The following is a 20,375-nucleotide window of genomic DNA, read 5'->3' as shown; positions in this document are numbered from 1 at the left end:
CTTCACCATGATCAAACCAACACCCAACCCACCCGAAACCGACCCCACCTCCCCCTACGAATCCCTCGATTCAAAAAAACTCCACGAAGCCGCCGACCGCGCCCTCGATCACTACCTCTGCCCACCCGGCTCCACGCCACCACCGCGTAAGACCCGCCGGATGTACGCCGTCACCGCAGACTTCAAAAACGAGGAACTGCTGGCCGATGCCAGCGAAACCCTCGCTTCAGCCAGAACCATCGCCCATGACTTTGCCCACCTCATACCGGCATCGCAGCGCAGGACGCTGTTGGGGATTGCGCAGTTGATCATGCTCGGCGAGCTGGCGGTGAATCGGGTGATGGATAATCTGGAGATCCCGGGGTGATGCGGGCAGGCTGAGATATTCGGTGCTCCTGCCGGCCTCTTCGAGCAAGCTCGCTCCCACATTTTGATCCTCTTGGATGCGAACCTTGCAGCGACGGAAGATCCTGCGGGACGCAGCTTGCTCGAGCCTGCCTCACGGCAGGCAGGGGCGCGCAGCCACCCAGCAATACCACACGTCGGAAAATCATCACCACCTGTCAGATGTGACAGGTGACGGACGCCTCGTTCTGCGTTGTGATGAACCTTGCCTGCCATTGTTCGTCACCATTGTCCTTGGAGAACAGAATGAGCGTTCAAGTCAATTCACTCGAAGCCAACGCAGCCCTGGCCTTGTATCCCGTGTACCCACCGCAATGGATAACACCGGTGCTGCCTCCAGGTACTGCTGATGGTGGCCTTCCTCTCTCGGCATTCATTCCATCTGGCGTAGAACTTGTCATCGACCCCATAACCGGCTTGCGGAATTGGGTCATGGCGGCTTTTGACGTCGTGACTATTCTTGTCAACGGAGTCAGCACCGGCATCAGCAAAACCATCTATCCCGGTGAGGAGCAGGAACGCATTCTTTTGCGCGTGCCGGCGAGCTGGTTCACAAACGGTGTCAACGATGTCCGCTACAGAGTGGCCCGAGCCAGCGGCAACGACGATAACTCACCCACACTCAAGCTGCTTTACAACAACCCGGCGCCTACCGTCACCGTCAGCCATCCACCCAGCGTCGTACCGGGGCAGACGGCAGTCCTCACGATTACTGTCACTTACCCACGGCCTCACGACACGGTCAAGCTCACCATAGGCACCTGGAGCATCACATTTCCCAACCCCACAAACCCGATCAACCACACCTTGACGGCTGCCGAACTGCTGTTGATTGGCGACGGCACCCATTCGGTCTTCGCCACGGTGCGCGATCAATTGACCAACAACAACGAGTCGGCGAAGACCCCGATTAATATCACTGCAAATCAGAAGGTGTACAACTCGCCGATAATCCTTGAGGCCGTGGACGGCATGCTGGATGTGGCCGCACTGAAAGGTCAGGACGCCACGCTACGAGCACGCGACTGGACAGGATTACAGGTCGGTCAGCAGGTGTGGTTGAAATTCACCGGCCAGAAACCCGACGGCTCGGCGCACGTCCTGCAATTCTGGAATGGTGGCACCCACAAGGTGAATGCGACCTGGGTCAGTCAGAGGTTCTGGGATAAACCGCTGCTCATCGCTTTCCTGAGAGAATTGAACGACGGATCGGAGTTGAAACTGGAATTCTGGGTGTCGGAGGACAAGAGCAATAACTTTGCTAGCGCCACGCGGTTTCCGGATCAGGTGTATACCGTCAGGACCGTGGAGAATGTAGAACCGACAATAGACTCAATCAAAGGCTTACCCAGTAACATCGAAATCCCTGACAATGACGACACAGTAGAAAACTCAATAATTCTCATCGGCACAGCCGCCAAAGGCCAACAAGTTGATGTAATAGAAGGCGACGTATCAAAAGGTAAACCCGTCGCTAGTCCGACAGATGGAGAATGGAGGCTGACCCTTACAGAACTGACCAAGGGCAGGTACACCTTTGTTGCTAAGGCACAATACGCTGACAACCCAACATCAAAACCCAGGTCACTTACCGTTCACCAGCCCCTGCAAATTGACCAATCCAATATGATTCTCAACGGCTACCGGATATACACCGGATGGGCGACCACGGGCTTGGAGTTTTTAAACAACTCCGCAACTCGAACCGCCTCTTATGGAGTAAGCCCAGTCACTTATATGTCCAGCAACACAGCCATCGCTACAGTGGATATGAATGGCAAGGTTATCGGCCTTCGCAACGGTAACAACGTAGTCATCACCGTTCAGGACAAGTTAAGCACTCTTACTTACAACGTATATGTCAGCAACATCTTCCGGCTGGATATAAGTACAGTTGGATATAATTATCAGCAAGCAATCAGCTGGAGAAATACCATCGCCGGCTCAGTACCTTTAACTAATGCACTGACAGCCATGCGTCGCGTTTACGGCCCGGATAACAACTGGCCTTTGGTGCCGGGAGGGGTGTACAGAATGTGCGATGAAGGCGGCTGCCCAAGCGGCTGGGGATCGATATTTGGGTATCGTAATGGAGGAGTCATATGCCATTCGGATTTGAGTAGAAATCTGGTTTCATGGTGTCTCAGACCGTATTGATCAGACGCGCTTGGTTTTAAAAGGCTAAAGGTAAAAGTTAAAAAAAAGGGGGGGGGTAAAAAGAAGCCAGACCTGAATGGCACTGACCGGGATGGCCCATTCGCGAGCAAGCTCGCTCCCACAGGGAAACGCATTCCAAATGTGGGAGTGAGCTTGCTCGCGAAGGGGTCAGTTAAGTCAGCGCAAATCGCCTTTTAAACTCAGGCGTTTAAAAGAAACTTCCAGACACGCCTTACAGGCTACAAATTCTTGCGCCATTGCCTACAGCTACCCCAGAATCCGCCGGCTTGTGCGCCTTCGGGTCGGGTTCTATTGTGGGTCGGTCGCTGACGAATCAGCGATCGGGTTTAGCGATCCGATACCCTACAGACGCTCAATCCCCAGTCTCAATTGCAGCTTTGTCTATCTGCACTTGGCGTCATGGTGGCTGTGCGTGGGAGACCTTCGGGTCTACCCGGGGTTTCTGTGACCCGGATCGCTAACCTGCGTACAGCCGCCACCTTTACTTGTTTAGCGATGAGCCGTGGCGGCTAAATCAACCACGGAGTCTCACCATGATCAAACCAACACCCAATCCACCCGAAACCGACCCCACCTCCCCCTACGAATCCCTCGATTCAAAAAAGCTCAACGACGCCGCCGAACGCGCCCTCGACCATTACCTCTGCCCACCCGGCTCCACCCCACCGCCACGTAAAACCCGTCGGATGTACGCCGTTAACGCCGACTTCAAAAACGAGGAGCTGCTGGCCGATGCCAGCGAAACACTCGCCTCGGCCAGAACCATCGCCCATGACTTTGCCCACCTCATCCCCGCGTCGCAACGCAGGACGCTGTTGGGTATCGCGCAATTGATCATGCTCGGCGAGCTGGCGGTGAATCGGGTGATGGATAATCTGGAGGTGCCGCAGTAGCGACACGCGATGATCGTTCCCACGCGCAGCAAAGGAATGCCTCAACGGACGCTCCGCGTTCGGCTTTGGAAGGGACGCGGAGCGTCCCGGGCTGCATTCCTTTGCTGCGCGTGGGAACGATCATAAAAAACCGCCGCCCCGTTTTCAGCGGCTTTGCGAACAGTGGTCAATACCGGAGGATTTTTACTTTTCCATTCTTGCTCTTGGGCAATTCGAACTCGACCTCGCCGCCCACTTTGACGCTCGCCCGCAGGGCATCGGGCAATGGAATGCTGAATCGGTATTCTTTGGCCGTCAGAAAAAACCCCGTGGCTTCGGCAAAGGAAATACATCGTCCCGAGGGCTTCGGCGTGATGGTGCCCCTTCCGGTTTTTTCGTCATAACTGCTGAAAATACCTTTCATTGTCGTGCTCCCTTGCACTCGCCCGCATGACCGCGCCAGGTTCACGGCGCCACCTTGCATCAAACTGCAAAATCACGACGAGCGCACCTGTCAGAGTTGACAGTAAAGGGAGATCTCAGACCAATGGCTGCACAACGACGTCAGGAGTCGCGACGCAGATCCGGCGGAATCGGCAAGTCGTCCTTGAGCGGATCCGGGCGTTTGCCCTTGCCCGCACGGTACTGGCGGATCTGGTAGACGTAGGCCAGGACCTGCGCGACCGCGAGATACAGACCACCAGGAATTTCCTGCTCGAGTTCGGTGGAGTAGTAGATCGAACGCGCCAGCCCCGGCGATTCGAGGAGCATGACGTTGTTGGCTACGGCGATTTCGCGGATTTTCAGGGCGAGGAAGTCGCTGCCCTTGGCCAGCAGCACGGGTGCGCCGCCCTTCTCCGAGTCGTACTTGAGCGCGACGGCGTAGTGGGTCGGGTTGGTGATGACCACGTCGGCGTCGGGAATCGCCGCCATCATGCGCCGTTGAGACATTTCGCGCTGGGTCTGGCGGATGCGCTGTTTGACCTCCGGGCGACCCTCCTGATCCTTGTGCTCGTCGCGCACTTCCTGCTTGGTCATCAGCAGTTTCTTGTGGGCTTCCCAGAGCTGCACCGGCACGTCGACAGCCGCGATGATGATCAGGCCGCAGGCCAGCCACAATGTGCTCCAGCCGACCAGCGTCACGCTGTGGATGATCGCCATTTCAAGTGGCTCGTGGGCGATCCGCAAAAAGTCATCGACGTCCGCCGACAACACTGCCAACGCCACGCCCAGTGTGATCAGGAACTTGGCCAGGGCCTTGAGCAGTTCGACCACAGCCTTGAACGAGAACATCCGCTTCAGGCCTGCCGCCGGGTTCATCCGGCTGAACTTGGGCGCCATGGAGCCCGCTGCGAACAGCCAGCCACCGAGGGAAATCGGCCCGATCAACGCGGCGAGCAACAGAGTGATCATGATCGGCTGGATCGCCAGCAGCGCCATCTGGCCCGACTGCAACAGAAACGCGCCCATGGAACCCTGATCCATGATCACTTCGCGCGACAGCGTGAAGTTCAGGCGCATCAGCTCCATCAGGTCTTCGGCCAGCATGCCGCCAAACACCAGCAGCGCACCGGCACCGGCCATGGTCACGGCCAGGGTGTTGAGTTCTTTGGAACGGGCAATTTCACCCTTTTCACGAGAGTCCTTTTTACGTTTCTCCGTGGGGTCTTCTGTTTTGTCCTGACCGCTTTCGCTCTCTGCCATGACTCAGCGCGCCCGTGCCAGTTCGCGTAACAACTGCAAGGCCTCGGTGGCCAGCGGCTGGTACTGATTGAGAATGTCCGCCAGACCGACCCAGACGATAAACAGACCGAGCACCAGGGTCAGCGGAAAACCGATGGAGAAAATGTTCAGTTGTGGCGCCGCGCGGGTCATCACGCCAAACGCGATGTTGACCACCAGCAACGCCGTCACCGCCGGCAACACCAGCAACAATGCGGCGCCCAGCACCCAGCCGAGTTTGCCGGCCAGTTCCCAGTAATGCGCGGTCATCAGACCGCTGCCGACCGGTAGCGTGGTGAAGCTTTCGGTGAGGACTTCGAAGACCACCAGATGGCCGTTCATCGACAGGAACAGCAAAGTCACCAGCATGGTGAAGAACTGCCCGATCACCGCCACCGAGACACCGTTGGCCGGGTCGACCATCGAGGCGAAGCCCATGCCCATCTGAATCGCGACAATTTGCCCCGCGACGGCAAAGGCCTGGAAAAACAGTTGCAGGGAAAACCCCAGCACCGCACCGACCAGAATCTGCTCGGCTATCAGCAGCAAGCCACTGAGATCCAGCGGGCTGACCGCCGGCATCGGCGGCAGGCTCGGCGCAATACACACGGTGATGGCCACGGCGAAATACAGGCGCACCCGGCGCGACACCAACGTCGTGCCGAACACCGGCATGACCATCAGCATCGAGGCGACGCGAAACAGCGGCAACATGAACGAGGCCACCCAGGTACTGATCTGGGTGTCGGTCAGCTGAAGCAGCGATTGCATGGCTTAGCCGATGACCATCGGGATGTTTTTGTACAACTGGATGATGTATTCCATGAACGTCTGCACGATCCACGGACCACCGATGATCAACGTCACCAGCATCACCAGCAGACGCGGGAGGAAGCTCAGGGTCTGTTCGTTGATCTGCGTAGCGGCCTGGAACATCGCCACCAGCAAGCCGACCAACAGGCTCGGCACTACCAGAATCGCGACCATCAATGTGGTCAGCCAAAGGGCTTCACGAAAGATATCGACCGCAACTTCCGGCGTCATGGCGAGACACCTCCAAAACTGCTGGCCAGGGTGCCGATGATCAGCGCCCAGCCATCAACCAGCACGAACAGCATGATTTTGAACGGCAGCGAGATGATCAGCGGCGAGAGCATCATCATACCCATCGCCATCAGCACACTGGCCACGACCAGGTCGATGATCAGGAACGGAATGAAGATCATGAAGCCGATCTGGAACGCGGTTTTAAGCTCGGAGGTGACGAACGCCGGCACCAGAATGGTCAGCGGCGCCTGATCCGGCGTGGCAATGTCGGTGCGCTTGGACAAGCGCATGAACAGCTCCAGATCGCTGGTGCGGGTCTGGGCGAGCATGAAGTCCTTGATCGGCACCTGGGCCTTTTCGACCGCTTGCTGGGCGGTAAGGGTTTCCGCCAGATACGGTTGCAGCGCGTCCTTGTTCACCCGGTCGAACACCGGGGCCATGATGAACATGGTGAGGAACAGCGCCATGCCGGTGAGGATTTGGTTCGACGGCGTCTGTTGCAGACCGAGGGCCTGACGCAGGATCGAGAAGACAATGATGATCCGGGTGAAACTGGTCATCAGAATCACGGCCGCCGGAATGAAGCTCAGGGCGGTCATGATCAGCAGGATCTGCAGACTGACCGAATACTCCTGCGCGCCATCGGCGTTGGTGCCCAGCGTGATCGCCGGGATCGACAACGGATCGGCGGCGAATGCCAGCGGCGCGGCCAGCAACAGGGCCAGCGTCAAGACGATGCGTAACGCACCCATTACTTCTTATCCTTCTGATCCTTGCCGAGAATCTTCAGCAGATGCTGGGCAAATTCCGGGGTCGCTTTCTCGCTGGTATTCGGCACCTCGACCGGCTCTTTGAGCACATGCAGCGCGGTGATGGTGCCGGGGCTGAGGCCGAGCAGAATCTGCTCGTTGCCGACCTGCACCAGCAGCAAACGGTCACGCGGGCCGAGCGCGCGCGAACCGATCAGCTCGATCACCTGGCCCTTGCCTGCCGGACCTGCCTGCTGCACCCGGCGCAACAGCCAGGCGAGGAAGAAGATCAACCCCAGCACCAGCAACAGGCCGAATACCAGTTGCGTCAGTTGCCCGGCCACGCCGCTGTTGACCATCGGCGCGGTGGCGGCTGGCACTGTGGTCGCCGTTGAAGGCTCGGCGGCCAGCACGCTCAATGGCAATGCCAGCAAAGCCCAGAGAAACCGTTTCACTCAGCGCAGCTTCTTGATGCGTTCGCTTGGGCTGATCACGTCAGTCAGGCGGATGCCGAACTTCTCGTTGACCACAACTACTTCACCGTGCGCAATCAGCGTGCCGTTAACCAGCACGTCGAGCGGCTCACCGGCCAGACGATCAAGCTCGATTACCGAACCCTGGTTGAGTTGCAGCAGGTTGCGAATGTTGATGTCGGTGCTGCCGACTTCCATCGAGATCGACACCGGGATGTCGAGGATCACGTCCAGGTTCGGGCCATCGAGGGTCACCGGATCGTTGTTCTTCGGCACGCTGCCGAACTCTTCCATTGGCAGACGCGAGCCGCTGGATGCGTCGGCGGCCAGCAGGGCGTCGATGTCAGCTTGACCGTCACCGGTTTCTTCCAGGGCCGCAGCCCATTCGTCAGCCAGTGCCTGGTCGTCCTGGGCGTTCATATCGTCGTTCATCATTTGTCCTCGGCGGGCAAAAATTCAGTTAAATGCTTGGGGTAGGAGCGCCGTTTCAGCGACGCTCGATCGGCTCGATCACTTGCAACGCGAGGTTGCCTTTGTGCGAGCCCATCTTGACCTTGAAGGCCGGCACGCCGTTGGCGCGCATGATCATGTCTTCCGGCATTTCGACCGGGATCACGTCACCCGGCTGCATGTGCAGGATGTCGCGCAGTTTCAACTGGCGGCGCGCCACGGTGGCGCCGATGGGTACGTCGACATCGAGGACGTCCTGACGCAGCGCGTTGACCCAGCGCTCGTCCTGATCGTCGAGGTCGGACTGGAAACCGGCGTCGAGCATTTCGCGCACCGGCTCGATCATCGAGTACGGCATGGTCACGTGCAGGTCGCCGCCACCGCCATCGAGTTCGATGTGGAACGTGGAGACCACGATCGCTTCGCTTGGGCCGACGATGTTGGCCATAGCCGGGTTCACTTCCGAGTTGATGTACTCGAAATTGACTTCCATGATCGCCTGCCAGGCTTCTTTCAAATCGACGAAAGCCTGTTCCAGCACCATGCGCACCACACGCAGTTCGGTCGGGGTGAATTCACGCCCTTCGATCTTGGCGTGACGGCCGTCGCCGCCGAAGAAGTTGTCCACCAGTTTGAACACCAGTTTGGCGTCAAGGATGAACAGCGCGGTGCCGCGTAACGGTTTGATCTTGACCAGGTTGAGGCTGGTCGGTACGTACAACGAATGCACGTATTCGCCGAACTTCATCACCTGCACGCCACCGACGGCAACGTCCGCCGAGCGGCGCAGCATGTTGAACATGCTGATGCGGGTATAGCGGGCAAAACGCTCGTTGATCATTTCCAGAGTCGGCATGCGTCCACGGACGATGCGGTCCTGACTGGTCAGGTCGTAGCTTTTGACACTGCCGGGTTCGGCAGCGTTATCGGTCTGTACCAGACCATCGTCGACGCCGTGCAACAGCGCGTCGATTTCATCCTGGGACAGCAGATCCTGCACGGCCATGTCGTGTTCCTACTGCAGTACGAAATTAGTGAAAAGCAACTGTTCGATCACCACTTTGCCCAGCTCTTTCTGCGCCACTTCCTGGACGCTGGCGGTGGCCTTCTGGCGCAACATCTCTTGGCCGACCGGGGTCGCCAAGGTGGCGAAATCCTGACCGGAGAAGAGCATCACCAGGTTGTTGCGGATCACCGGCATGTGCACTTTGAGCGCTTCCAGATCGGCCTGATTACGCGCCAGCATGGTGATGCTCACCTGCATGTAGCGCTGACGGCCGTTCTGGTTGTAGTTGGCAACAAAGGCCGGCGCCATCGGCTCGAAAATCGCCGGCTGCTTGCCGACAGGCGCTGCATCAGCGGCTTCGGCAGGCTTGCTCTGAGCGCTGTGCATGAAGAACCAGGTCGCCCCCACGGACGCGCCAATGGCCAGCAGCAACGCCAGCACGATCACAATGATCAGCTTGAGTTTGCCTTTGGTTGCGGGGTCTTTCACTGCTGCTGTTTCGCTCTTCGCCATGCCAATAATCCGTCACTAATCGGGTTTTCACAGTCGCACGGCAAGGCAAGAGCAAGTGTTATGCCAGAAGTGTCGGCCGTAGCGCAGACAACGCTAAAGTCAAAGGCACCCTCACCCCAGCCCTCTCCCGGAGGGAGAGGGAGCCGACCAAGGTGTCAGACGCCAAACATCGACCTGAAAGACCGAGTCGATTATGGATTCACAACAGGAGTATCCGGTCGGCGTACTCCGCAAGCATCCCCCAATCAGTCCCCTCTCCCTCTGGGAGAGGGCTAGGGTGAGGGTTTTCAGGGGGCCGACCGAGGTGCAAGACGTCAAACATCGACCTGAAAAACCGAGTCCATTATGGATTCACAACAGGAGTATCCGGTCGGCGTACTTCGCAAGCATCCCCCAATCAGTCCCCTCTCCCTCTGGGAGAGGGCTAGGGTGAGGGTTTTCAGGGGCCGACTGAGGTGCAAGACGTCAAACATCGACCTGAAAGACCGAGTCGATTATGGATTCACAACAGCAGTATCCGGTCGGCGTACTTCGCAAGCATCCCCCAATCGGTCCCCTCTCCCTCGGGGAGTGGGCTAGGGTGAGGGTTTTCAGGGGACCGACTGAGGTGCAAGACGTCAAACATCGACCTGAAAAACCGAGTCGATTATGGATTCACAACAGGAGTATCCGGTCGGCGTACTTCGCAAGCATCCCCCAATCGGTCCCCTCTCCCTCCGGGAGAGGGCTAGGGTGAGGGTTTTCAGGGGGCCGACCGAGGTGCAAGACGCCAAACATCGACCTGAAAGACCGAGTCGATTATGGATTCACAACAGCAGTATCCGGTCGGCGTACTTCGCAAGCATCCCCCAATCAGTCCCCTCTCCCTCGGGGAGTGGGCTAGGGTGAGGGTTTTCAGGGGCCGACTGAGGTGCAAGACGTCAAACATCGACCTGAAAGACCGAGTCGATTATGGATTCACAACAGCAGTATCCGGTCGGCGTAATCCGCAAGCATCCCCCTATCAGTCCCCTCTCCCTCTGGGAGAGGGCTAGGGTGAGGGGCTCTTGATTTTGCTCAGGCGTAATAGTCGACCGCGCTGCTGCCAATCACGCTGGTGGTTTGAGCGGCGGCTTCAGCAATGGTTGCAGGCACCAATTCGTCATCCGCCGAATCGAGGCGACCGCCGGCCGCGCTGGTGCGACCACTCTGGCCCTGCTGCGCCTGTTCTTGACCTTGTTGCCCCTGCCAGCCACGGTTCTGGTCGGAGACATTGACGTCGACCTGACCCATGCCCTGCTGGTTGAACATTTCGCGCAGGCGATGCATCTGGCCGTCCAGCGCTTCTCGCACGCTTGGATGCGCGCTCATAAAGGTCACTTGGGTCTGCTGGTCCGGAACCATGTTGACGCGAATATCCAATCGCCCCAGTTCAGCCGGCTGCAGCTGAATGTCGGCCGCCTTCAGATTGGCACTCGACAGATACATGACGCGATTGACCACTTCTTCAGTCCAGCCGCTCTGGTGCATGGCGATCGGCTGATTCACCGGTACCGCGTTCGCAGTCTTCGGCGTGGCCGCCTGCGTCAGTGCCGCCAGACGGTTGGCGAAGTCATCGACGCGGGTATCGCTGGTCGCCGTTTTGAGATCTTTGAGGCCGTCGTCGATCAAGCCGCTGAACGCTTTGTCACCACCCTGGCTGGTGCTGTCCTTGTCGGCTTGCACGTCGAGCATACTGGCCATGCCGGCGGCGAAGGTTTGCGCGGAAGTCAATTCACCGTCGGCCTGAGCCTGAGCCGGCGACGCTTTCGGTTGCGCCTGGCTGGCGGCGGAAATGTGCCCGCCCTGCTCCATCGCCATGCGCACGGCCGGCATTGAGTCGAGCGGATCGGCCGAAGGGTCGAAATCGCTGTCAGTGGCCGGTGCCGGATCTTTGACCGTCCCCGGCAGAGCGGCAAGCGCAGGCGTTTCGGTTTCAGGCTGGCCAGTCGCGACGACCGCCGGATTCTGCACAACTGGCGTCGTGACTACCGGCTGCACAGCGGTTGCCAATGCCGGATCGAGCGTCGGATCAACCGGCGCCGCGTCTACGACTGGCGTCTGGGCGGTGCCTGTGTTGTCGTCGCTGCTGGCGCTGCTGTCATCGGTCGCTGCGGTTTTGTCGGCAGGCAAGTCGTTGCCGCTATCGGCAACCGCCGGTTGTGCAGCGGCAGACGGATCTTTGGCGATGTCCTTTTTGCCGCTGTTGTCAGCGACCTTGTCGCGCGCCGACTTGGGCGAATTGTCAGCGGTGGCGACAGGCTTGTTTGACCCCTGATCGGCGAACACTTTAGCGAAGCTTGAGGCTTTATCCCCGGTGTCTACGGCCATAGCCGACGATTTGGCCGAGGCGGCCTGCGCCTTGGCCTGAGCGGCATTCTGAAGAAGGATGTTGGGGGTCGCAGGCATGAAACGGTCTCCGCTGCACTGGGATCGTAGGTACAGTTGCAGAGATAACTGCAAGTGCCGGGCCAGATTTGCCCGGCGCTCGTAAAAAGCGCCGGACGGCGGGATCAGTGGGTAGTGGCGTGCTGTCGCTCGTCTTCGTAAACAGTGCGAATTTCAGCGAATTCGACGCTGATATCGGCGACCAGCCTGACGTTTTCTGCCGGACTCTTGTCCCTTGCTTCGCTTTCCAGCTTCTGGCACAGCACGGCCAGTCGAACCGCGCCCATATTGCTGGCGCTACCCTTGAAGCTGTGAGCAACCTCCGATAGCACTTCGGCATCGGCGGTCGTTTGCAGCACCTGCACGCGACTTTCGGAATCTATCAGGAAGGTATCCAGCAAATCCGGATAGTTCTCCTCCATGACGTCACGCAATGTATCGAGTACGTCGCGATCCACATGTTGGTCAGTCACTTGTTCACTCCTTGATCAAGAATTGCGCGAATTATGCCTCAACCTCCCAGGAAAACTCCACGCAGGCACTACGACCTTCGTCCGACCAACTGGCGTTATGCCCCAATTGCCGGACCAGACTGACGCCGCGCCCCGACAAACGGACACCGTCCAGCGGCCTTTCCATGACTCGCGCCACATCAAAACCCTTGCCGCTGTCCTCAACGCGAATCACCAGCCGGCCGCCCCCGCCTTGTGGCTGCACCTGCAGATGCACACGGACAAAGCCATCCTGCAGCGCCTCCAGCCGATCGTTGCGCTGCTGATAATAGCGAGCAAAACCCGCCGCATCGCGCTTGAGGCTGGAGTCCAGACCCAGCACGCCATGTTCCAGCGCATTGGAATACAACTCGGCCAGCACACTGTACAAAGCACCACTCTGCGCCCGCAACCCATGCACCTCAAGCAGCAACTGCAACAGGTACGGCAACGGATTGAAACGCTTTAGTGTGGCACCACGGAATTCGAAGCTCACCGACCAGTCAAGCGGGCACGACTGGCCGCTGTCGGAATACACCGGCGCCGACGGTTTGACCTGCGCCGGCTCCAGCAGGCTAACCTCGACCATGCTGACATCGTCGCGCGCCTCGCCACGAAAATCCCGCAGCGCCTGCTCGATATCCTCGAACAAGCGATCCGGCTCGCGATTGGCGGCGAACACCTGCTGCAAACGCTCGACGCCGAACAGCTGATCACTGGCGTCACTGGTGTCGATCACCCCGTCGGACAACAGAAACACCCGATCACCGACAGCCATCGGATGCACTTCCGTACGATCATCGAACGCCTGCGCACTCAGCACACCCAGTGGCAAGTGCCGCGCTGCCAGCGGTACACGCTCACCACTGGCGATCCGATGCAGATAGCCGTCAGGCATGCCGCCGTTCCACACTTCGACCGAGCGTCGCTGAAAACTCAGGCACAGCAACGTGGCGCAGCAGAACATGTCCACCGGCAGGATGCGTTTGAGCTTGGCGTTCATCTCGCGCAGGGTTTCCGCCAGGCCGTAGCCCTTGGCGGTCATGCCATAGAACACCTCGGCCAGGGGCATCGCCCCGACGGCTGCCGGCAGGCCATGGCCAGTGAAATCGCCTAACAGCACATGCATGTCCCCTGCCGGCGTGTAGGCCGCCAGCAGCAGGTCACCGTTGAACAAGGCATAGGGCGATTGCAGGTAGCGGATGTTCGGCGCACTCAGGCAACCGGAATGCGCCACTTTGTCGAAAACGGCTTTGGCCACACGTTGTTCGTTGAGCAGGTAATCATGGTGTTTGGCGATCAGGTCGCGCTGCTGCAGCACGGTTGCTTGCAAGCGGCGCAAGCGATCCATCGCCTTGATTTTGGCGGCGAGGATCACCTGGTTGTAAGGCTTCGCCAGAAAGTCGTCGCCACCGGCCTCCAGACAACGGGCCAGCGCTTCGCTTTCGGTCAGCGACGTGAGGAAGATGATCGGCACCAGCGTCTCGCCCGCCAGCGCCTTGATCTGCCGCGCGGCTTCGAAGCCGTCCATGACCGGCATCATCGCGTCCATCAAGACCAGATCGGGTTGCTGCCGGCGAAACAGATCGACCGCTTCGGCACCGTTGGCCGCCGTCAAGACGTTATGGCCCTGACGACGGACGATGGTCGACAGCAACAGGCGATCGGCGGCGCTGTCTTCGGCGATCAACAGGGTCAGCGGCTCTTGCGCCTGCATGGCCGTCAACTGATGTCGAAGAGTTTGTCGAAATTGGAGATGGCGAGGATCTTGCGCACATCGGAGTTGCTGTTGACGACTCGCACGTCCGAATTATCGCCACCGGCGTGATCCCGCAGCAGGAGCAGCATGCCCAGTGCGGAGCTGTCGAGGTAGGTGGCCTCTTTCAGATCGACCACGATGGACTCAGGTTTCTTTTGGAGTCGCTCATAGGACTCGCGAAACTCCTGATGGCGCCCGAAATCGAACCGCCCCCTGACCGAGATCGTCAGTTTGTGACCATCCGGAGAGACTTCTGTAACGACTGACATTGACTGGCTTCCTTGTCATTGACGAACCTGTACAAGGTTTAGCACTTGCACAGGGTTGCGGCAAGGTTAGAAGACAGATCAAAAGATCGCAGCCTTCGGCAGCTCCTACACTGATCCTCTGTAGGAGCTGCCGAAGGCTGCGATCTTTTGATCTTGCTTTAAAACGGATTCTGTCGCGGCAAACGCTGAGACAACTCATCAAGCAGCTTCTGCTCGCGCTTGTCTTCAAGGCGTTGCGCCTCTTCGCGATAACGTTGCACCAGTTTGCGCAAACCTTCGACCTTGGCGAACGCCTGCTGCCATTCCTCACGCGCCTTGTCGAGCTTGTTCTGGTGCCAGACCAGACTCTGGCGCTGCTGGTCGACGGCGGTGTCGAGTTGCGCCAGAAAGCCCTGAAAACCGAGCAGCCATTGCCCGCTCACGCCGGTGCTGCCGCGCACGATCCATTGCTGCGAGTAATCCAGACGAAAGGCATTGAGGTCGGCGAGTTTGCTTTCTGCGACTTTGACCTGACCCTGAAAATAGCCCAGCCGTTGCACGGCGGTTTTTTCGGCCTGTTCGGCCATGTCCACCACCGGAGCCAAGCGCGCAGCGCGGCTGACGGCCATGGCCGGTTACCCGCCCGCCGCAGGGGCGAACAAGGTCTCGAGATAGGCCTGGCTTTCACCCATGTTGATTTTGTCGTTGAGGCCCTGACGCTGGTAGCGCACTAACTGCGGTTGCAGGGAAATCGCCAGATCGGTCTCGCGGTCGCCGCCGGCAACGTAGGCGCCGACGCTGATCAGATCGCGGCTCTGCTGATAACGCGACCACAACTGTTTGAAGTACTGCGCGCGCTGCATGTGTTCCGGCGAAACCACCGCAGGCATTACCCGGCTGATCGACGCTTCGATGTCGATGGCCGGATAGTGCCCTTCCTCAGCCAGACGCCGGGACAGCACGATGTGACCATCAAGTACGCCTCGAGCCGAGTCGGCAATCGGGTCCTGCTGGTCATCGCCTTCGGACAACACCGTATAGAACGCGGTAATCGAACCACCGCCCTTCTCCGCATTACCGGCACGCTCAACCAGTTTCGGCAATTTGGCGAACACCGACGGCGGATACCCCTTGGTTGCCGGCGGTTCGCCGATGGCCAAGGCGATTTCCCGCTGCGCCTGGGCGAAACGGGTCAGCGAATCCATCAGCAGCAGGACGTTCTTGCCCTTGTCGCGGAAATACTCGGCAATTCGCGTGCAATACATGGCGGCGCGAAGACGCATCAGCGGCGCATCGTCCGCAGGGGATGCGACGACCACGGAACGCTTGAGACCTTCTTCACCGAGGATGTGCTCGATGAATTCCTTAACTTCTCGACCCCGCTCACCGATCAGGCCAACGACGATAATGTCGGCCTCGGTGAAGCGGGTCATCATGCCCAGCAACACCGATTTACCGACACCGGTACCGGCGAACAGACCCAAACGCTGGCCGCGACCGACCGTCAGCAAACCGTTGATGCAACGGATACCAACATCCAGCGGTACGCTGATCGGGTCACGGTTGAGCGGGTTGATCGTCGGGCCGTCCATTGGCACCCAGTCTTCGGCCTTCATCCCGCCCTTGCCGTCCAACGCACGACCGGCGCCGTCGAGGACGCGCCCGAGCATGCTCATGCCCATCGGCAAGCGGCCGGTTTCAGCCAGCGGCACCACGCGGGCACCGGGAGCGATACCGGCGACACTGCCGACCGGCATCAGGAATACTTTGCCGCCGGAAAACCCCATGACTTCCGCTTCGACCTGGGACGGGTGATAGCTGTCATCATTGATTACCAGGCAACGCGTGCCCATGGCGGCGCGCAGGCCTTCGGCTTCGAGGGTGAGGCCAACCATGCGCAGCAGGCGACCTTCAAGAATCGGCGCGCCGGCAATCTCGGTGGCCTCAGCGTAAGTGCTCAGGCGCTTGGCGAAACTGGTGCGTTCAAGGCGCATCGGGTTCGTCCGCGAGCGGCTCGTCAGGTGTGGCCGCCGGTTTTACATCTTCTGGAATGTCCAGAGTCAGATCCGCCTCGGCCGGGTGCAAAGCCTGCTCGTGCAACTGATCGAACAGTTTGGCCATGACCTGAGCGACGCGGGCTTCGATGCTGGCATCGATGCGGCTGTGCTCGGTTTCAACCCGGCAGCCACCCGGCAACAGCGCTTCGTCTTCGACAATGCGCCAGGTTTCCTCATGACGTTCGCGCAAAGCCTTGGCCTGCTCGAAGTCCTGCGGATTGACGTACAGGCGCACATTGTCGACGCCCAGCGGCAACAGCTTGAGCGCATCGCGCATGACGTGTTCGATCTGGCTGGAATCGATGGCCAGCTCGCGCTTGATCACCTGTTTGGTGATGTGCTGCACGAGGTCGACCAGTGATTTCTCAATCTGGGTGTCTTGCTCGGCGATCGGCTCGAACAGGTTCGCCATCAGTTGCTCAAGGCTGGCCAGCTTCGCCGCCAACGCCACTTCAGCTTCCTGACGAACCTTGAGTGTGGCGCTGTGAAAGCCTTCTTTCTCGCCGATGCCGAAGCCCTCGTTGTAAGCCTCCTGACGGATGCTTTCGAGTTCTTCCAGGGTCAGTGGCTGGACTTCTTCCAGCGGCACCTCTTCCATTTCCGGCGGTTCGGGTTCCGGCTCGGGCTCGGGTTCCGGCTTCGGCGGGTCGAAGCTGGGCATGGCCCAGGATTCGAAACCACGGACATCGCGGGCACGGATCAGATCCGTCACATCGTCGTCGTGCTTGTCCATGGGCTTAGATCATTTCCTCGCCACCTTTGCCACCGAGTACGATCTCGCCGGCTTCGGCCATACGACGGGCAATGGTGAGGATTTCTTTCTGTGCCGTTTCGACGTCGCTGACGCGCACCGGGCCTTTGGCCTCGAGGTCGTCGCGCAACAGTTCGGCAGCACGTTTGGACATGTTCTTGAAGATCTTCTCTTTGACGCCTTCGTCCGAACCCTTGAGGGCCAGCACCAGCACGTCCGAGGACACTTCGCGCAGCAACGCCTGAATGCCACGGTCGTCGACATCGGCGAGGTTGTTGAACACGAACATGAGGTCTTCGATCTGACCGGACAGGTCTTCGTCGACTTCGCGGATCGAATCCATGAGCTGGCCTTCGATCGAGCTGTCGAGGAAGTTCATGATGTCTGCCGCACGCTTGATGCCGCCCAGGGTGGTGCGCGAGGCATTCGAGTTGCCGGAGAACTGCTTCTCGAGAATCTGGTTCAGCTCTTTCAGTGCTGCTGGTTGTACGGTGTTCAACGACGAGACGCGCAGGATGATGTCCAGACGTACCTTGTGGTCGAAGTTGCCCAGCACTTCACCGGCCTGATCCGGGTCGAGGTACGCCACCACGATCGCCTGAATCTGCGGGTGTTCGTAACGGATCACGTCGGCAACGGCGCGCGGCTCCATCCATTTCAGGCTGTCGAGGCCACTGGTGTTGCCACCGAGCAGGATGCGGTCGATCAGGCCGTTGGCCTTGTCTTCACCCAGAGCCTGGGTGAGCATTTTGCGCACGTAGTCGTCGGAACCGACGCCGAGGCTGGTCTGGTCGCCGACGATGTCGACGAACTCGCTCATGACCTGCTCGACCTGCTCGCGATGGACGTTGCCCATCTGGGCCATGGCCACGCCGACACGCTGAACCTCTTTCGGGCCCATGTGGCGCAGCACTTGTGCGGCGTCGGTCGAACCCAGGGACAGCAGCAGAATCGCGGCTTTGTCGACCTTGGTCAGTTTGACGGTAGCGGCTCGGTTATCACTCATCTGCGTTAATCCACTCTTTCACGACCTGAGCCACGCGACCCGGATCCTCGGCCACCAGACTCTTGATTGCATTCAGTTGCGCGTCATAACCCTCACTTGGGCTCGGCAACAGAATGCTCTGCGGACCACCGAGGCTTACGCGGTCGTTGGCCAGGTCGCCGTCCAGGCCGCCCATCCCACCGAGTTCCACGTCGCTGCCAAGACCGGCCAGCTCCTTGCCTTTGCCGCCGCCGGTGATGTTGTTGAGCACCGGACGCAGCACACCAAACACCAGCACCAGGATGAACAACACACCCAGCACTTGTTTGACGATGTCCCAGAACCATGGCTGGGAGTAGAACGGAATATCGGCAATCACTTCGCCGCGCTCGGCGGAGAACGGCATGTTGATCACGCTGACGCTGTCGCCACGGCTGGCGTCGAAACCGACGGCGTCCTGGACCAGACGGGTGAAACGCGCCAATTCGTCGGCGCTCCACGGCGCGCGTGTGGTTTCGCCGTTGGCCGCGTTGACCTTGACCTGATCGTCGACCACCACCGACACCGACAGACGATTCAGGCGACCCTGCTGCTGTTTGGTGTGGCTGATGGAACGGTCGAGTTCGAAGTTCTTGGTCGATTGTTGACGCTTGTCTGCCGGGTATGGCGCGAGCATCGGCTGGCCGGTGGCCGGGTCCATGATCTGCTGACCGTTGGCATCAACCAACGGCTGGCCTGGCTGCACCATAGCGGCCGGCGCTGCGGCGCCACCGGTGGTTTGCGGCGCCGAGGCTGGCGACGGCGGCTGGTTGCTCAGAGCACCCGGCACACCTTGCGGGCCATTGCTGGCGGTGCGTTGTTCGTTGACCGACTGCTCGCTGCGCAACGCCGGTTGATCCGGGTTGAACTGCTCGGCAGTCGACTCGACGGCATTGAAATCGATGTCGGCCGAGACCTCAGCCTTGTAGCGATCATTGCCCAATACCGGCTGCAGAATGTTGTGCACGCGCTGGGTGAGCATGCTTTCCATGCGGCGGCTGTAATCGAACTGCTTGCCGGCCATGGTCATTTCGGAGTTCTCCGCCTGATCAGAGAGCAGGTTGCCCTTCTGGTCTACGACGGTGATCTGCGACTTGCTCAATTCAGGAACGGAGGTGGCCACCAGGTTGATGATCGCCACCACCTGACCCGGCTCCAGCGAACGACCGGAATACAACTCGACCAAAACCGAAGCACTTGGCTTGCGTTCATCTCGCACGAACACCGAACTCTTCGGAATCGCCAGGTGCACGCGGGCACCCTTGACGTTGTTCAGGCTGGAGATGGTCCGCGCCAGTTCACCTTCGAGGCCACGACGGTAGCGCGTCGCTTCCATGAACTGACTGGTGCCCAGCCCCTGTTCCTTGTCGAGGATTTCAAAACCGATGTTGCCGTCGCTGGGAGTGACACCAGCAGCGGCGAGTTTCATCCGCGCACGGGACAGGTCATCGGCCTTGACCAGCAAGGCGCCGGAGTTCGGTTCGACGGTGTAAGGAATGTCAGCAGAGGCCAGGGTGTCCATGACCTGCTTGGCGTCCATGCCGGCAAGGCTGCCGTACAACGGACGGTAATCCGGCTGCTGCGACCACAGCACCACGGCAAAGCCAATCGCCACGCTCGCAGCCAGGCCGACCAACAGGCCCACCTGACGCAGCATGGTCATCTCGGAGAGGTTTTCCAGGAAGGACAAGCCGAACAGCGGCGGTTTGCCGTCTATTGGGGTGGCCTTGGCCGGAACGTTATCGGCGACTGCTTCTGCCATGACTCAATCTCGTCCTTAAACCGGCATCTGCATGATGTCTTGATAAGCCTGAACCAGCTTGTTGCGTACCTGGGTCAGAGCCTGGAACGACACGCTGGCTTTTTGCGAAGCGACCATCACGTCCGTCAGATCGACGCCGCTCTTGCCCACTTCGAATGCGTTGGCCAACTGAGTCGACGCCTGCTGGGTATCGCTGACCTTGTTGATCGCCTGACCGAGCATGTCGGAAAAGCTGCTGCCCGCCAGTTCAGGGACAGCGGTCGTCGATTTCGGTGCAGACATGGCGTCCAGTTTCATGGCCTTCATGTCCATCATCAACCGATTAAATTCAATACCTTGGCTCATGGTCTACTCTCTTGGGCGGCCCGCAATTTTTTGACACTCACTCGGCGGGTACACAGGTATTAGCAACAAGGGTGCCAGCTCATGGGCACCCCTTTCAGAAAAGCGTTTTCAAATCGT

The 20,375-nt window shown here is 59.3% G+C and carries 22 protein-coding genes; 3 read left to right on the top strand and 19 right to left on the bottom strand.

All coding sequences use genetic code 11. From position 1 onward, the window contains the following. Positions 1-7: 7 nt before the first annotated feature. From LOY43_RS07995 to LOY43_RS07985, 3 genes are all read left to right on the top strand, one after another. Complete coding sequence (locus LOY43_RS07995) at positions 8-367, top strand: DUF6124 family protein (protein ID WP_258709437.1); 360 nt, start codon at positions 8-10, stop codon at positions 365-367. Between the two features lie 284 nt (positions 368-651). Further along, complete coding sequence (locus LOY43_RS07990) at positions 652-2,562, top strand: hypothetical protein (RefSeq protein WP_258709436.1); 1,911 nt, start codon at positions 652-654, stop codon at positions 2,560-2,562. Between the two features lie 554 nt (positions 2,563-3,116). Continuing rightward, positions 3,117-3,476 carry a DUF6124 family protein gene (locus LOY43_RS07985; protein WP_116256755.1) on the top strand — a complete coding sequence of 120 codons (360 nt, stop codon included), beginning with the start codon at positions 3,117-3,119 and terminating at the stop codon, positions 3,474-3,476. A gap of 166 nt (positions 3,477-3,642) precedes the next feature. On the opposite strand, the gene LOY43_RS07980 is transcribed toward LOY43_RS07985, so the two are convergent. The 19 genes from LOY43_RS07980 to fliE form a co-directional block, all read right to left on the bottom strand. After that, positions 3,643-3,879, bottom strand: coding sequence for a hypothetical protein (locus tag LOY43_RS07980; protein WP_095050185.1), 237 nt, complete (start codon positions 3,877-3,879; stop codon positions 3,643-3,645). A gap of 140 nt (positions 3,880-4,019) precedes the next feature. Further along, entirely contained in the window at positions 4,020-5,159 is a 1,140-nt protein-coding gene (gene flhB, locus LOY43_RS07975; RefSeq protein ID WP_093439755.1) for a flagellar biosynthesis protein FlhB, read from the bottom strand. Positions 5,160-5,162: 3 nt separating this feature from the next. Further along, complete coding sequence (gene fliR / locus LOY43_RS07970; protein ID WP_093439752.1) at positions 5,163-5,948, bottom strand: flagellar biosynthetic protein FliR; 786 nt, start codon at positions 5,946-5,948, stop codon at positions 5,163-5,165. Positions 5,949-5,951: 3 nt separating this feature from the next. Further along, positions 5,952-6,221 carry a flagellar biosynthesis protein FliQ gene (fliQ, locus tag LOY43_RS07965; protein WP_038363854.1) on the bottom strand — a complete coding sequence of 90 codons (270 nt, stop codon included), beginning with the start codon at positions 6,219-6,221 and terminating at the stop codon, positions 5,952-5,954. Then, positions 6,218-6,976: a flagellar type III secretion system pore protein FliP gene (gene fliP, locus LOY43_RS07960; RefSeq protein WP_095050183.1), complete on the bottom strand. Its 759-nt coding sequence runs from the start codon at positions 6,974-6,976 to the stop codon at positions 6,218-6,220. Before fliP ends, fliQ begins: the two co-directional genes overlap by 4 nt. Next, positions 6,976-7,428 (bottom strand): flagellar biosynthetic protein FliO, encoded by a 453-nt coding sequence (gene fliO / locus LOY43_RS07955; protein ID WP_093439747.1) that lies wholly within the window; start codon positions 7,426-7,428, stop codon positions 6,976-6,978. The genes fliP and fliO overlap by 1 nt, the downstream gene beginning before the upstream one ends. After that, positions 7,429-7,878, bottom strand: a complete 450-nt coding sequence (fliN, locus tag LOY43_RS07950; RefSeq protein ID WP_008077656.1) for a flagellar motor switch protein FliN — start codon at positions 7,876-7,878, stop codon at positions 7,429-7,431. A 55-nt stretch (positions 7,879-7,933) separates the two neighbouring features. Then, entirely contained in the window at positions 7,934-8,902 is a 969-nt protein-coding gene (gene fliM / locus LOY43_RS07945) for a flagellar motor switch protein FliM (protein ID WP_003222890.1), read from the bottom strand. A 9-nt stretch (positions 8,903-8,911) separates the two neighbouring features. Next, a complete protein-coding gene (fliL, locus tag LOY43_RS07940) occupies positions 8,912-9,415 on the bottom strand; it encodes a flagellar basal body-associated protein FliL (RefSeq protein ID WP_007920033.1) in 504 nt (167 codons plus the stop codon). 1,056 nt (positions 9,416-10,471) lie between these two features. Beyond that, complete coding sequence (locus LOY43_RS07935) at positions 10,472-11,842, bottom strand: flagellar hook-length control protein FliK (RefSeq protein ID WP_095126508.1); 1,371 nt, start codon at positions 11,840-11,842, stop codon at positions 10,472-10,474. A 104-nt stretch (positions 11,843-11,946) separates the two neighbouring features. Then, positions 11,947-12,294 carry an Hpt domain-containing protein gene (locus LOY43_RS07930; protein WP_095050181.1) on the bottom strand — a complete coding sequence of 116 codons (348 nt, stop codon included), beginning with the start codon at positions 12,292-12,294 and terminating at the stop codon, positions 11,947-11,949. Positions 12,295-12,325: 31 nt separating this feature from the next. Further along, positions 12,326-14,029: a fused response regulator/phosphatase gene (locus tag LOY43_RS07925; RefSeq protein ID WP_095050180.1), complete on the bottom strand. Its 1,704-nt coding sequence runs from the start codon at positions 14,027-14,029 to the stop codon at positions 12,326-12,328. Positions 14,030-14,034: 5 nt separating this feature from the next. Beyond that, positions 14,035-14,340: an STAS domain-containing protein gene (locus LOY43_RS07920; protein WP_095050179.1), complete on the bottom strand. Its 306-nt coding sequence runs from the start codon at positions 14,338-14,340 to the stop codon at positions 14,035-14,037. 158 nt (positions 14,341-14,498) lie between these two features. Beyond that, positions 14,499-14,948 (bottom strand): flagellar export protein FliJ, encoded by a 450-nt coding sequence (gene fliJ, locus LOY43_RS07915; protein WP_093439724.1) that lies wholly within the window; start codon positions 14,946-14,948, stop codon positions 14,499-14,501. Between the two features lie 6 nt (positions 14,949-14,954). After that, the gene (gene fliI, locus LOY43_RS07910) at positions 14,955-16,313 is read right to left on the bottom strand and encodes a flagellar protein export ATPase FliI (RefSeq protein ID WP_116254413.1); all 1,359 of its coding nucleotides are present in this window, start codon (positions 16,311-16,313) and stop codon (positions 14,955-14,957) included. Next, entirely contained in the window at positions 16,303-17,109 is an 807-nt protein-coding gene (gene fliH, locus LOY43_RS07905; RefSeq protein WP_258709435.1) for a flagellar assembly protein FliH, read from the bottom strand. The genes fliI and fliH overlap by 11 nt, the downstream gene beginning before the upstream one ends. Positions 17,110-17,113: 4 nt before the next feature. Then, the gene (fliG, locus tag LOY43_RS07900; protein WP_016771079.1) at positions 17,114-18,133 is read right to left on the bottom strand and encodes a flagellar motor switch protein FliG; all 1,020 of its coding nucleotides are present in this window, start codon (positions 18,131-18,133) and stop codon (positions 17,114-17,116) included. Beyond that, positions 18,126-19,913 carry a flagellar basal-body MS-ring/collar protein FliF gene (gene fliF, locus LOY43_RS07895; protein WP_095050177.1) on the bottom strand — a complete coding sequence of 596 codons (1,788 nt, stop codon included), beginning with the start codon at positions 19,911-19,913 and terminating at the stop codon, positions 18,126-18,128. The genes fliG and fliF overlap by 8 nt, the downstream gene beginning before the upstream one ends. A gap of 15 nt (positions 19,914-19,928) precedes the next feature. Beyond that, positions 19,929-20,258 (bottom strand): flagellar hook-basal body complex protein FliE, encoded by a 330-nt coding sequence (fliE, locus tag LOY43_RS07890; protein WP_038363826.1) that lies wholly within the window; start codon positions 20,256-20,258, stop codon positions 19,929-19,931. Between the last annotated feature and the right edge of the window lie 117 nt (positions 20,259-20,375).

Origin of the sequence: Pseudomonas sp. B21-041 (assembly GCF_024748675.1) — a bacterium.
Taxonomy (GTDB): Bacteria; Pseudomonadota; Gammaproteobacteria; order Pseudomonadales; family Pseudomonadaceae; genus Aquipseudomonas; species Aquipseudomonas neuropathica.
The sequence above is the reverse complement of the archived record's forward strand: the minus strand, read 5'-3'. Positions and strand labels throughout refer to the sequence as shown.

What these genes read in the sequence shown, in the direction of transcription:
- LOY43_RS07980 (WP_095050185.1), bottom strand. Translation starts at nt 3,879, where the DNA reads ATGAAAGGTATTTTCAGCAGTTATGACGAAAAAACCGGAAGGGGCACC.
- fliM (WP_003222890.1), bottom strand. Translation starts at nt 8,902, where the DNA reads ATGGCCGTGCAGGATCTGCTGTCCCAGGATGAAATCGACGCGCTGTTG.
- fliI (WP_116254413.1), bottom strand. Translation starts at nt 16,313, where the DNA reads ATGCGCCTTGAACGCACCAGTTTCGCCAAGCGCCTGAGCACTTACGCT.
- fliP (WP_095050183.1), bottom strand. Translation starts at nt 6,976, where the DNA reads ATGGGTGCGTTACGCATCGTCTTGACGCTGGCCCTGTTGCTGGCCGCG.
- fliN (WP_008077656.1), bottom strand. Translation starts at nt 7,878, where the DNA reads ATGAACGACGATATGAACGCCCAGGACGACCAGGCACTGGCTGACGAA.
- LOY43_RS07920 (WP_095050179.1), bottom strand. Translation starts at nt 14,340, where the DNA reads ATGTCAGTCGTTACAGAAGTCTCTCCGGATGGTCACAAACTGACGATC.
- fliJ (WP_093439724.1), bottom strand. Translation starts at nt 14,948, where the DNA reads ATGGCCGTCAGCCGCGCTGCGCGCTTGGCTCCGGTGGTGGACATGGCC.
- LOY43_RS07990 (WP_258709436.1), top strand. Translation starts at nt 652, where the DNA reads ATGAGCGTTCAAGTCAATTCACTCGAAGCCAACGCAGCCCTGGCCTTG.
- LOY43_RS07995 (WP_258709437.1), top strand. Translation starts at nt 8, where the DNA reads ATGATCAAACCAACACCCAACCCACCCGAAACCGACCCCACCTCCCCC.
- fliR (WP_093439752.1), bottom strand. Translation starts at nt 5,948, where the DNA reads ATGCAATCGCTGCTTCAGCTGACCGACACCCAGATCAGTACCTGGGTG.
- fliH (WP_258709435.1), bottom strand. Translation starts at nt 17,109, where the DNA reads ATGGACAAGCACGACGACGATGTGACGGATCTGATCCGTGCCCGCGAT.
- LOY43_RS07925 (WP_095050180.1), bottom strand. Translation starts at nt 14,029, where the DNA reads ATGCAGGCGCAAGAGCCGCTGACCCTGTTGATCGCCGAAGACAGCGCC.
- LOY43_RS07985 (WP_116256755.1), top strand. Translation starts at nt 3,117, where the DNA reads ATGATCAAACCAACACCCAATCCACCCGAAACCGACCCCACCTCCCCC.
- fliQ (WP_038363854.1), bottom strand. Translation starts at nt 6,221, where the DNA reads ATGACGCCGGAAGTTGCGGTCGATATCTTTCGTGAAGCCCTTTGGCTG.
- fliL (WP_007920033.1), bottom strand. Translation starts at nt 9,415, where the DNA reads ATGGCGAAGAGCGAAACAGCAGCAGTGAAAGACCCCGCAACCAAAGGC.
- fliF (WP_095050177.1), bottom strand. Translation starts at nt 19,913, where the DNA reads ATGGCAGAAGCAGTCGCCGATAACGTTCCGGCCAAGGCCACCCCAATA.
- fliE (WP_038363826.1), bottom strand. Translation starts at nt 20,258, where the DNA reads ATGAGCCAAGGTATTGAATTTAATCGGTTGATGATGGACATGAAGGCC.
- fliG (WP_016771079.1), bottom strand. Translation starts at nt 18,133, where the DNA reads ATGAGTGATAACCGAGCCGCTACCGTCAAACTGACCAAGGTCGACAAA.
- LOY43_RS07935 (WP_095126508.1), bottom strand. Translation starts at nt 11,842, where the DNA reads ATGCCTGCGACCCCCAACATCCTTCTTCAGAATGCCGCTCAGGCCAAG.
- flhB (WP_093439755.1), bottom strand. Translation starts at nt 5,159, where the DNA reads ATGGCAGAGAGCGAAAGCGGTCAGGACAAAACAGAAGACCCCACGGAG.